Origin of the sequence: Thiomonas sp. FB-6, assembly GCF_000377645.1 — a bacterium.
In the GTDB taxonomy this organism is placed as follows: Bacteria; Pseudomonadota; Gammaproteobacteria; order Burkholderiales; family Burkholderiaceae_C; genus Thiomonas_A.
In genome coordinates, this window is the sequence record NZ_KB898527.1 from 1 (window position 1) to 10,786 (window position 10,786).

The following is a 10,786-nucleotide window of genomic DNA, read 5'->3' on the forward strand; positions in this document are numbered from 1 at the left end:
GCTCTTGTCCGCCTCGCTCATCGCCGCCGTCGTGATCACGGCCTCAAGCCGGGCGCCCGCAGTCCAGGCCCGCCCTCGGGCGGGCCTGGACTGCGCATCCTCGCGCCACCGCTCCAGCGTCCCCGCTCCAATGCCCACTTCCCGCGCCACCACGTCCAGCTCCGCGCTCTCCGGCGGCAGCAACCGCGCCACCGCTCTGTCCTTGAATGCTTGTCCGTATCGAGCCACGTTCGTCCTTCATCTCCGCCCCCAGGGTTGATCTATGAAGGCGACATCTATTCTGACGCAGGGGGACTGCCAGCGCCCTCTCTCTGGACCGTACCCAACAATTCCGCCCACAACTTGTAAGGCCGCGTCCCCCAGTCCTCGTTCGCCTGCGCCCGTCCGCAAAGGTGAGCTGCCACGGCCAACTGTCAGGACCTGCGCGCCGCCCCATCTACCGCCCAACATGGAAGGACGGCGCAGACGCTCTTACGATGACCCTACCTCGGGGGAAACGACATGAGCCACTGGACACCAGCACAAGCCCTAGCGCAGTTGCACGCGGAAGGAAGCGAATTCTCAGCGCTGTTTCGACACGGTAGCCTTGAAGTCGAGTTCTACAAGCCGAACAAAGTTGACCGGCAACAGCCCCACACTCGCGATGAGCTCTACGTCATCGCCACTGGCCACGGCCAGTTCATCGTGCAAGGCCGAGAGTGCCGCGTTGGGCCCGGCGACGTGCTATTCGTCCCAGCCGGCGCGGAACATCGCTTCTACGGCTTCAGCGAGGACTTCGGAACCTGGGTCTTCTTCTACGGTCCTCAAGGGGGCGAGTCAGCGTGATTCGGTTGACCGCACGATGCTGGCCGTGCCCGGTCAGCGGGCGCACTGCGGGGTCGGCTTAGCCTCCCCGCTTCTTCACAAAACCCTTAGCCTGCAACGCACGCAGCAGCGAAGTCTCGCTCTCACCCTGGACTAGCTCAAACAGCTCCGCCCACATGCGGTACGTGCGTGTGTTACGCACTTGCTCGGCCGGCGCCTTCCCGTAGCGACCACCCGCCACGGCCTGCGTAGCCGCGCGCACTGCTGACAGCGCATCAGCCAGCTGGTCAGTAACCGGCGTTGTCCTCGGTTTGGGCTGGTCGCCTGCCACGCGCAATCTGTCGAGCGTCTCGCGCAACCGCGTAACTGTTACAGCGGCCAGAGGCTGTGCGGCACTGCGCTCAATTGCCTCGTCGACCAGGCGAGTTGCTTCAGCGACGCGCCACGCAGGGTCACGTTCCCGGCGCGCCGCCTCACGCGCCTGGTCTGCGATGCGGTCACGCGCGGGCTTGCAGATTCGCTCTTCGAGGAAGTTCAGCTCGTCCCCGACCAGGCGCCCCAGCAGTTCCGCCGGCACGATGGTGGCGTCGGCCGCGATGCTGCCCACGTAGACCTGCCTCGTGTACCCGTTCGAGTTGCCCTGGGCACCTCTCGGCACCCAGGCTGAGCGATAGAGGAGCGCCCGGCCGCGGCGCAGCTTGATGTGCATGTTGATGACTCCGATGCTGTTGTGTGCATCGTGTAGTCACCACGCTTGGACGTCACTGGAGCTCCTTCGGCGCTTCGCTCGACCAATTTGCGCCCCCTTATCATGCCGAGCATCCGAACAAGAACCGAAGGTGAGCCTGGATGAGCCGAACCATTCGCCCTCAGAACATGTGCTCCACGTGTAATCACACCTGGTACCCGAAAGGGCGCGATGTTTCGCTTCGGTGCCCCAACTGCCATAGCATGGACACGCATGTTGTGCAGCACCAAGTTCAGCGCAAGGGCTGTTTTCCCTGGAAGACGCTGCTGGTGCTTCTTGTCGTGTTTTGGGCTGTGGGCAAGTTCATGGGCGGCTCTGGCACGTCGTCGACGACTTCGAGTGCCTCAAGCGCGGCCTCTGCGGAAAGCTCCGACGCTGCCGGCCCAAACGCGTCGACCTCTGTCGTGTTCAAGCGCAACGACACAGAGCTTCCAACGGCCTCGAGTCCAGCCGTCCCCACTTCGGGTGCGTCGACTTCGTCCCTGGTATCAGGCCCTCCGGCTGCTCTTCAGCCCACAGCTTCTCAACCTTCAGCCTCTCAGCCTGCGGCCGCCGAACAAGCAACGTCCAAGGCCCCTGACCGCAATCGCCTGCCCTTCAGTAAGCAAGACGCCATCATTCTTCCGGACGTTTCGTCAGGTTCGGGGGCTCAGTAGTTGCAATAGACGCAGCAGGCACGATACGCACCGTTGCCCGCGGGAGGGTGGGCGTCGGCGGGCTGACCTGAACAAGAGGGGTAGAAAATCTGCAATGGCATGGGCCGTAGTCGTGCGCAATGCGGCGTAGAGAAGCGCATACCGCTCAACTTTGAGGGTGCAGGTGGCAACCCTAAGGTCAGGCCGGGTCCGGCGCTCTGACCTCTATCCTCTTCTCACGCGTCGACGCCGTTCGGTGCGCTGCCCACGCAGTTGCACGCTCAGACTAAGCGCGTATCGGCCCGCGCTTGCGCTGTTACCTGCGCGGCGTGCAGGATACGAGGCTCCAGCGACCGCCACTGCGCGTGCGCGCGCTGTGTCATCTCCTGCAGTTGGGAGGGGCCTCGCCTCAGGCGTGCTTCCAAAGCCTGGCGACGCAGGGCAAAGCGTGACTGCAACGCTTGCACGTCAGCGGCGGGCAAGGCGGCTACAGGGTTGAAGACGAAACGCTGCTCGCACTGGCGGCGCCATGCGAGAACCGCCGCGGTCAGGCTGACCCCGAATCCGCGCACCGCCGAGACCTTCGCCTCGCTCACGTCCGCTGCGGTTTCAATGCCGAAGGAACGCAAGACAGCCTTGCGCCCAGGGCCGACCCCAGAGATTGCGGCCTGGTCGATGAAAAAGCGGTCCAGGAACGCCTCAAGCTGCCGCTCACGCCCCTGGGAGCGCAGCTGCTGCATGGCTTGCGCCTGCTGCTGGGGCAAAAGCTCGAGTTCCGCCTTGGCTTTGGCCAGCTCGGCTTTGGCCTTGAGGAAGGCCTCACGGACATCGAGCTTCGAGGCCTGGTCAAACAGCTGCTTGAAGGCCGCTTCCGCAACCCGTTCAGCTTGCCTGCGCCGGTCGCGCTCGGTCGAAAGCTCGACTTGCCGCTTGGCGCCCGCCTTTGTGTGCACGACCAGGCCCGCCACCGCAGCCCCTAGCCACATGAACCACGCGGCCGGCAGCAGCATGGTCGTAAACAACATGACCCCAATGAACAACACCAGCCAAACGACCGACCAAGGCCGAGAACTCAGCTCCTTGGGCAGCGGTTCCGGGGTGCACTCGAAGTTCCCGGGAAGAGGTGGCTTCACGGCTGGGGGAGTCGGTACGGCCTCAATCAGCGCCCACACCCGGGCTATGACCGTGACGTCCCCTGTAGAAGCTTGAAGTAAACCCAGGTCCACGAAGTACACAACCCCTCGAGACTCCAGCGCGCACCAGGGGCATTGCGGCAGTTGGGCCCAGTACTGATGCATCGGAGTGCGAGAACACGCCTTGAGCTGCTCGCGCAAGGCGTCCAGCGCCTGGACCCACTGCAAGGCGCTGGGCCGCCTGCCCGCAGCGCAGGGTTGCGTGAATGCCAGCTCGAACATGTGACGAAGAGGTGGCGGAAGCATCTGCAGCGACATGCTGTTTGGCGGCGGGCGCACGCCGCGCGAAGAGGCGTCTTGGGCATAGGCGTAGCGAAACTGTGCAATGGCTCCCTCGAGCGACTCATCGGCAAAGTCCTGCATGGGTACCCCGGAGTACGGGTGCCGTCCGCCCATGAGCAGGTGGAAGATGAGCAGCGCCAAACCGAAGTGGTCATGGTTGGGCGTTCGCGCGAAGGTGGAAAAATCACTCCGCCCTTGGAGCTCCGGGGGCGTGAAGTGAGAGACGCCTACTTCGCAAAAATGAATCGTTCCACCCTCACGAATTTGGAACGAATCCGAGTCGATGAGCACGACCTTGCTGTCGGCGCCGACCAGGAAACTGCTCTGGTTGACGTCGCCGATGACGTGGCCGTGGTCGTGCACGACGTCGACACAAGCGGCGACGTTGCGCGCCACGTACACCAGGAAGTTCCACGCTGCACGCGGAAGAGCTTGCTGGCGCTGCTTGGGACTATAGACCGCGTGCAGCTCCGAGCGGCCACTGGCCTTGGGCATGACAAAGCCCCCCACCGCGGAGGAGCCTTGAGCCAGCAAGACATGCACTGGCCAAGCGACATACTGCAACAAGCGCTCATCCGCGTGCGCGACCATGTAGCGCAGCTTGGCCTGCTTGTCCGCGCTTATCGCCCGGTGGTAGACCTTGGCTACATAGGGCGTGTCGGAGCCGGCAAGTTCAAAGACCGAGCCCTCGCCTCCCCGGCCTAGTTCGCGGCCCAGTACGAAAGGACGGCCTTGCGCGTCGACCAACGCGCGCGAGGTCGCTTGACTCATACCGCCCCTTCGCGGCGCCCATCATCTTGCGATGTCGAGTGGCGCGCACGGGCCTCGTCCGCGTCCTCTTCGCCCGGGTCACCTTCGCTCCAGACGGCAAGCGCCAACGTCTTGTCATCATCGGTGCGCTCGTTGACCGCGGGGCTGTCCAGGAAGTGGTGCAGCAGCCCTTGCAAGCCCTCACGCTGCTGCGCGGTGGCGCGCAGCAAACCGGAGAAGAACGGACGAAAGAATGGCTCGTGCGCCGTACCCTGCGCCATGTTCAACGCCAGACGCTGGATGCCGTCGGTGAACACGGCCACACGCTGTGCGACCTGCTTATAGACCTTGCACTCAAGCACATCGAGGGCGTCATCTTGGGTGATGAAGTGGGTCATGTTGGCGTATTCGCCCGTCATGGGCTCCAGGGCCAGCTCCAGGCCCTGGCCGCAATCGAGCACGATGCCGCCGTCACCGATTTGGAATGCCAGCGTGCACGTGGGCGAGCCGAGCACGCCCAGAAACGTGCAGGCATAGTCGCGCAAGGGGCGCCGGCTTTGCTGGGCCTCTTGCTGCAGCGCTTCGCGCACGCTTAGCACCAGTGCTTGCGCCAGCGATTCATCCAGCGCAACCGTAGGTGCGCGCTGTCGCACGCTTTCCCAGAACGCAACAGCAGCGACCGTGGCCACGTCCACGCCCTTACGACTCAGAGGAGCGCTGCCCGCGCCATCGCAGACGAACACGCTCAACAAAGGGGTGTCGTTCGAAGCCTTGCAAACTTCCACCCACGAATCATCCTGGCAAGGCGTACCGCTGCCTTGGTGCGAGGTGCCGGCCGCCGACGCGGCCACAACGTACCAGCTCACACGCTGGCCCAGCCCGTGGGGGCTCCCAGCGGTACATCGGCCCCGGGGGTAGAGCGCGAGACCGAGCGCAACGAGCTCGACAACCAGTTGAAGAGCTCTCGGAACTTCAAACCCTGCAACGACAACGGCTGGCGCGAGCTGAGTTGCGACAGCGCGTCCATGTTGGCCCCTTGCACCCCGATGGCAAAAAACGCGAATTTCTTGGCCGCCTCGCCTTCCTTGATGATGGCCCCTACATGCGACCACTGGTCGGTTGGGCCTCCGTCCGTGATGAGGAACACCCAGGGTCGATAGTAGGAAATGCCATTACTTCGATAGTCGTTCTTGCGCTCATCCACCAGGGCCAGGGCCTGCTCGATGGCCGCACCCATCGGCGTATCGCCTTGGGGGCGCAGGGCCGGCGGGGAAAACAAGCTGGCGCTAGTGAAGGGCACTTCCACCTTCACCGGCCCAAATGTCACGATGGCCAGCTCCACGCGCTTCATGGCCAACGCATCAGAGGCCAACTCCTCGTGAAACTGAGCCAGTCCCTTGTTGAGCTCTTCGATGGGCGCGCCCGACATGGAGTGCGAGACGTCCAGCAGCAACACGCACGGGCATCGCGGCTCGGGGTTGCTGGCAAAGTCGTTGGTCTCGAAGGAGATTTGCTCACTGGACATGCACGGCTCCTGTTGTCTCTGTATCGGACCAGGCGCGACAAAATCGTCCAACCGCGCGCAAGCGCGCTCAAAGGCCAAGACGAGAAGGGCGCAACCAGGCTCGGGGGCAGCATGCGACTTGAAACAGCTAGCCTACCCTTTTGCACACCCAGATTATGGTGCAGCCCCTGCGCGCGCGCAAAATCGCATTCGGCGGCGTGGGCGCTCGCAATAGGCCTGCGTCGCAAGAAGGCACCCACCGACGCGGCTTCATCGAGAGCTATCGCGGCTTCCAGAAGCTCCTGGCGCAAACCTCACACTGTGCCCTGCCCTTCATGACCACACCGCCGTGCATGTCGCGACGGATTTTTTGGGCGCGGATTGTGCGACCCAGTGCTCAGGGCGTCGGCCGCACGTGTCCAGGCGTGGCTTGCGTACGGCGCATGCGCTGCAAAGCCGCCACGAACGCATCGAAGACGTTGGCGCGAGAGGCCATGAACCGCAGGTCCAGGCCACTGGCCGTGTGCATCTTCAACAAGCCGTAGGAGCACACGGGCAACTGTCGGTTGTTGGCAAAGCGACGGTCCGGGCCCCCGCTCTTGTTGACGTATTGCCAAGTGTGCGCAACCACCGTGGCGTCCGCCGGCGGTGTACCGCTCTCGATGAACTGTGTAACTTGGCTGACGGCAGCCAGCTCGTGATAGTCGACAGAGCCCACCGAACTTCCCTGTCGGACCAAGATGCGGTCGGGGTAGAACGCCAACGTCGTTGCGTCTGCAGTCAGGATGGGAACATTCACGTTGGCGGCGATGCCGGGAAGTTGCCCCATTCTGACCGACGCGGGCGCAAATGTCAGCCCTTCGTGCGCACCGGCGGTGTACTTGCGCTGGACGTATTGAGACGTCTCCGCCACGCTTTGAAAACGCGAACACCCCAGCAGGGGCTGTAGCGCGGTATGCAACTCGTCAAAGAGCGCACGGGCATGCGGGTCGGGGTCGTAGTACAGCACCACCAGGCGCCGAGCCTTGTCATGAAAGTGCATCCACACCGACGCTGCGCTGCCCAGCACGAGCATGGCCAAGGCGACGGCGGGCTCCGATGGAAGCAGCAACCCAGCGACGATAGTCAGAGCCAAGGTGGCCCCCAGGCAAGCGCGCGCATAAGCGGGCCTTCCAAGCTGCTCCCGAATGATTTGCAGCACCGAGTCTTGGGAGCCGTCACCCAACTCAGACGCGCTCTTGGTGCCATGCACGACCGACGTAACCACGTTGGGGTTCACGGCCTGGGCGGGCCGGTTCGTCGGGTAAGAGGGGCGAACGACCGGAGCGGTGCCTGAGGAGGCCAAAGGTTTGGCGGCGCGCCTGGACTTGCCCAGGTACTTGCGGTAGCGAAACCCGCCCATGCCTCCGCTGATGTAGGCCCCGCGAGGGCCCTTGCCAATGCGCAGCCCCGGGATGCCCGTGGACACCCCGATGCCTGAGCTCGAGAGGTTCAGCCGCAAAGGGCCAAACTTCACGCTACGGAAGTACGTCCATCCCATGGCAACAGCCCCTTGTCATTTCTTGTGGAGGCGGCTCGATGGTACGCAAGAACGGCAAGCGTGCAAACTCGCGGGGAAGGCGAAATTTGGCCTTGTAACACCCCAAGAACAGGCGGGAGGCTCCACAGTGGAGCTCCCGCATGTTGCCGGATACCCGGAAGCTGCGCCTGAACTAGGCGTATTCGCTTAATACGTAACAGGGATTTGCTGCGCAAACCTGGATGGCCTCTTGCGACTGCATGCTTGTGCGAAGGTCGCGTCCCACGACGTGGTGTAGCCGTGTCACACGCAATCACACATGGTCATAGTCAAGGTAAAGCAAAATCTCACAACGCCCGCGTTCATCTACTGCATGTGTCGGAAGGAGTCGAATTGAACGCGACTACGCTCGAATCGCTGCTGACCTGTCCGCAGTGTGGCTTCGCAACGCTGGCGACAATGCCCACGGACTCCTGCCAGTTCTTCTACGAGTGCGAGCAATGCAAGACTGTCCTGCGCCCGCTGCCGGGCGACTGCTGCGTGTTTTGCTCGTACGGGTCGGTCCCTTGCCCTCCAGTGCAAGCAAGCCCCTCCGCGACTGCTGGCGGGTGCTGCAGTGGTGCCAGGCCCCCCTTGACATAAGTCGTCGCGAGCGAGTAGCTCGCTAGAACCTTGCGCCCTCTTCCCGGCACCGCTGCGTGTGCCTACACTCGAAGCCAACGGAGCGCGCAATGACCTCTAACGACCACAAGAACGACGTCCCTGACCTGCCGGCAATGAAGCAGGCGAGCTTGGGACGCATGCTCGCCGCGGCCAAGGCGCTCCATGACCAGGGGGAGCTTCGACCCGTTCCCCTACCTCCTGGCACTCCCCTGCCGAGCGCGGAACCCCTTCGAGTGAGAACGCGGCGATGAGCGAGCAGCCGTACTGTGACCAGGAGAACCCCGGCGTCGCGGAGACCATTCGGGGGATGTCGGTAGATGAGGTGCGCAGGCTCGTTGAGGAGGCGCGTGCATCGGAGCTCCGCAGAACGCTCGACGACGTGCAGGCGGTTGTCGCCGCGTGGCGCGAGTTCAGCAACCCGCCCACGCCATTGAAGGACGCCACTTAGCGCGGCCCAGGTCCCTGGCGAGATATCGTTGCGGCTACCTATGCGAGCATTGCAACTGCGGGGCCGACGGCGCCACTATGCTCCCCCTGCCGGGCGCCTTCTGGCATTCTTATCGGCAAGCAGAAGGAGCCCTCTCTGGTTGCCCCCTAGGTTGGCGTGTGGCGGGCGGCACTCACCGGTCCCGAGAGGTATCACGCGGCACTACGCGCGTGCAGGCAGGCCAGAACGAACGCACGGGCCAGGGGCACTTGCTCTCCTCTAAGTGCCGCGCGCTCAGGCTGGAAGAGTGCCGCAACAAAGAACGGATGTCCGTCTAATTCCACCGCTCGAATGTCTCCCCCTGCGTCCTCGGCGCTCAGGCGCAGCGGCCCACTCACCAACTGCTCACGGAACGCGGGGTTGATGCCATATCGACAACGGTAAGCCTCGAAAGCTTCGTCCGTGCCATAGGCGGTAGCAATGCGCGAGCCAGCGTGGAGATGCACCGGCTCAGCGACCTCCACCAAGGAGCACTCAAGCGCAGACACGACCGCACGCTGGGAATCCGGAGCAGTCTCAGCGTGGTCAGCGTCAGCCCATCCAAGAACATTGCGCGCGTACTCGACGATGGCATGCTGGAAGCCCCCGCATGTTCCCAGGAAGGGAACCCCCTGCGTCCGCGCATGCTCAATGGCAAGCAGTGCCCCTTCCATGCTGCGATACGGGGAGGCGGGAACACACCAGAGTCCGTCGAACGCTTCAACGCGCCCTGCATCCGTGATGGTCTCGGTGGGAACCCATTTCCAAGCGACCGATTCGCCCAGCGTCTGCGCTGCATTGGTGAGGGCGATTGGGATGGCCTGATGGGCAGGCACATTGGCGTCGTAATCGCCGATGAGCCCAATGGTCACACTGCCTCGCTGCATGAGCTAGTCCCTTCTTGATGGCGTTAGCCCCAGAGTCTGCCAGAGTCCCTCGCCAAGACTTGTTACGCCCGATGACGGGACGGCCCTGTCGGGCGCTGGCCAAGCCGCCTAAGGGGCTACCAGCCGTGACACCGTAGCGTGCACCACGTGTACACGGCGCCTGGCATCCCCGTGACCACGGCGGCCAGCAACCGACGGCACTCTCACCATCGACCAGCAGGCCATCTCACACGCCAGGCCCGATGCCACCACAGGCCATCACCTCGACGAACCCGCGGGCGGACGGCGCTGCGTCCAGAAGCGTGCGTCGGGTAGACATCTGCTGCGAGTAGGGGTCACGCTACTCCTCGTTGATAGGCCAACGAGGAGTCAGTTGCCGCGACCGGGGCACGGCGAGGCGGTGCGAACCGCCGCCGGCCCAGCGCAGCCCGCCCTTGGACGAACCGCTCGGCGCGACCAGCGCCGAGGCGATGCAGCACGGGCCCCAGGCTTTCAACGTTGAAACTCCGTGCCGCTGGGCGCCGCGATGGCAGAGTTTTCAACGTTGAAACCATCAGGGTGGCAGCCCGCGGAGGGTGCAGTTGCGTGAAAGCCAGGGCAAGCTGCGACAGCACAGCTGCAGATGGAACAGTTGGAGCCGACGTCGATGAACATTTGGCCTCGATGCACATTGGGACGGCGGCGGTTCGCACCGGCGAAGCCGTGCAGCGAGTACACGAGGCATTGATGGACGTCGCGACGAAGACGTGAGCGACGCGCGCCCCCTGGCGCGCGAGGCTGGATGCGGAGGAAGAACACATTGCCCATATCCGCAGACGGCCGCGCGTGAAGTCCTCGACAAGACCAACGTCAGCATGGCAGCGGCGAGGTGTGCTGGACATTGGCCCCTGATGGCGCGCTCATCGCTACACATCGGAAGCCGCCGCTGCCAGCAAGCACAAAGCGTTGGGCAGCGGCCTCGAAGACAACCTCGCCGAGCCATCCGACCATGCCAGCACGACCGAAGACACGCCAGAACGCCAACGAGGGCACCATCGACGACACCACAGCTGTTGGCGCCGACCGAAATTTGAGCCACGTATGAGGGTTGTGCCGACCGAAAACTGGGCCAGGTGTTCGACCTACCCTGCTGTTTTTTTGTGCGGCGGGGACGACAGGAATGATCACCATGGACATGATCGGCAAGATCCGGCGCCTGCACCGTCGGGACAAGCTCAGTGAGCGCGAGATCGCCCGCAAGACGGGGTTGGCGCGCAATACGGTGAGCAAGTGGCTCAAGGGCGAAACGCCCAAGGTGCCGAAGTACGTTCGAGGGGAACAGGCGAGCAAGCTCAC

Annotated in this window: 10 protein-coding genes and 1 pseudogene; 4 read left to right on the forward strand and 7 right to left on the reverse strand. The window is 63.7% G+C overall.

Translation table 11 applies throughout. The features are described from left to right. A pseudogene (locus tag D466_RS23665) lies at window positions 1-228 on the reverse strand (IS3 family transposase); the annotation flags it as partial. A 273-nt stretch (window positions 229-501) separates the two neighbouring features. Between D466_RS23665 and D466_RS0119530 the strand changes: the two are divergent. Then, complete coding sequence (locus tag D466_RS0119530) at window positions 502-825, forward strand: cupin domain-containing protein (RefSeq protein ID WP_018915364.1); 324 nt, start codon at window positions 502-504, stop codon at window positions 823-825. A 58-nt stretch (window positions 826-883) separates the two neighbouring features. On the opposite strand, the gene D466_RS0119535 is transcribed toward D466_RS0119530, so the two are convergent. From D466_RS0119535 to D466_RS0119555, 5 genes are all read right to left on the reverse strand, one after another. Then, on the reverse strand, window positions 884-1,513 hold the full coding sequence (locus tag D466_RS0119535) for a hypothetical protein (RefSeq protein ID WP_018915365.1): 630 nt from the start codon (window positions 1,511-1,513) through the stop codon (window positions 884-886). A 955-nt stretch (window positions 1,514-2,468) separates the two neighbouring features. Then, window positions 2,469-4,433, reverse strand: coding sequence for a helix-hairpin-helix domain-containing protein (locus tag D466_RS0119540; RefSeq protein ID WP_018915366.1), 1,965 nt, complete (start codon window positions 4,431-4,433; stop codon window positions 2,469-2,471). After that, a complete protein-coding gene (locus D466_RS22510; protein WP_081630064.1) occupies window positions 4,430-5,278 on the reverse strand; it encodes a PP2C family serine/threonine-protein phosphatase in 849 nt (282 codons plus the stop codon). The genes D466_RS0119540 and D466_RS22510 overlap by 4 nt, the downstream gene beginning before the upstream one ends. Next, on the reverse strand, window positions 5,275-5,937 hold the full coding sequence (locus D466_RS0119550; RefSeq protein ID WP_018915368.1) for a VWA domain-containing protein: 663 nt from the start codon (window positions 5,935-5,937) through the stop codon (window positions 5,275-5,277). The genes D466_RS22510 and D466_RS0119550 overlap by 4 nt, the downstream gene beginning before the upstream one ends. Window positions 5,938-6,313: 376 nt before the next feature. Continuing rightward, window positions 6,314-7,456, reverse strand: coding sequence for a DUF4236 domain-containing protein (locus D466_RS0119555; protein ID WP_018915369.1), 1,143 nt, complete (start codon window positions 7,454-7,456; stop codon window positions 6,314-6,316). Between the two features lie 372 nt (window positions 7,457-7,828). Here D466_RS0119555 and D466_RS24915 point away from each other — a divergent pair, with 372 nt between their 5' ends. After that, window positions 7,829-8,077, forward strand: coding sequence for a GDCCVxC domain-containing (seleno)protein (locus D466_RS24915; RefSeq protein WP_081630065.1), 249 nt, complete (start codon window positions 7,829-7,831; stop codon window positions 8,075-8,077). 268 nt (window positions 8,078-8,345) lie between these two features. After that, window positions 8,346-8,546 carry a hypothetical protein gene (locus D466_RS0119560; protein ID WP_018915370.1) on the forward strand — a complete coding sequence of 67 codons (201 nt, stop codon included), beginning with the start codon at window positions 8,346-8,348 and terminating at the stop codon, window positions 8,544-8,546. Window positions 8,547-8,737: 191 nt separating this feature from the next. On the opposite strand, the gene D466_RS23675 is transcribed toward D466_RS0119560, so the two are convergent. Continuing rightward, window positions 8,738-9,451 carry a CTP synthase gene (locus D466_RS23675; RefSeq protein ID WP_081630066.1) on the reverse strand — a complete coding sequence of 238 codons (714 nt, stop codon included), beginning with the start codon at window positions 9,449-9,451 and terminating at the stop codon, window positions 8,738-8,740. A gap of 1,168 nt (window positions 9,452-10,619) precedes the next feature. Between D466_RS23675 and D466_RS24325 the strand changes: the two genes are divergently transcribed. Then, a partial coding sequence (locus D466_RS24325) for a helix-turn-helix domain-containing protein (RefSeq protein WP_156004502.1) occupies window positions 10,620-10,786 on the forward strand: 167 nt, incomplete at its 3' end.

Coding starts and splice junctions, on each gene's coding strand:
- D466_RS0119530 (WP_018915364.1), top strand. CDS start 502: ATGAGCCACTGGACACCAGCACAAGCCCTAGCGCAGTTGCACGCGGAA.
- D466_RS0119535 (WP_018915365.1), bottom strand. CDS start 1,513: ATGCACATCAAGCTGCGCCGCGGCCGGGCGCTCCTCTATCGCTCAGCC.
- D466_RS0119540 (WP_018915366.1), bottom strand. CDS start 4,433: ATGAGTCAAGCGACCTCGCGCGCGTTGGTCGACGCGCAAGGCCGTCCT.
- D466_RS0119550 (WP_018915368.1), bottom strand. CDS start 5,937: ATGTCCAGTGAGCAAATCTCCTTCGAGACCAACGACTTTGCCAGCAAC.
- D466_RS0119555 (WP_018915369.1), bottom strand. CDS start 7,456: ATGGGATGGACGTACTTCCGTAGCGTGAAGTTTGGCCCTTTGCGGCTG.
- D466_RS0119560 (WP_018915370.1), top strand. CDS start 8,346: ATGAGCGAGCAGCCGTACTGTGACCAGGAGAACCCCGGCGTCGCGGAG.
- D466_RS23675 (WP_081630066.1), bottom strand. CDS start 9,451: ATGCAGCGAGGCAGTGTGACCATTGGGCTCATCGGCGATTACGACGCC.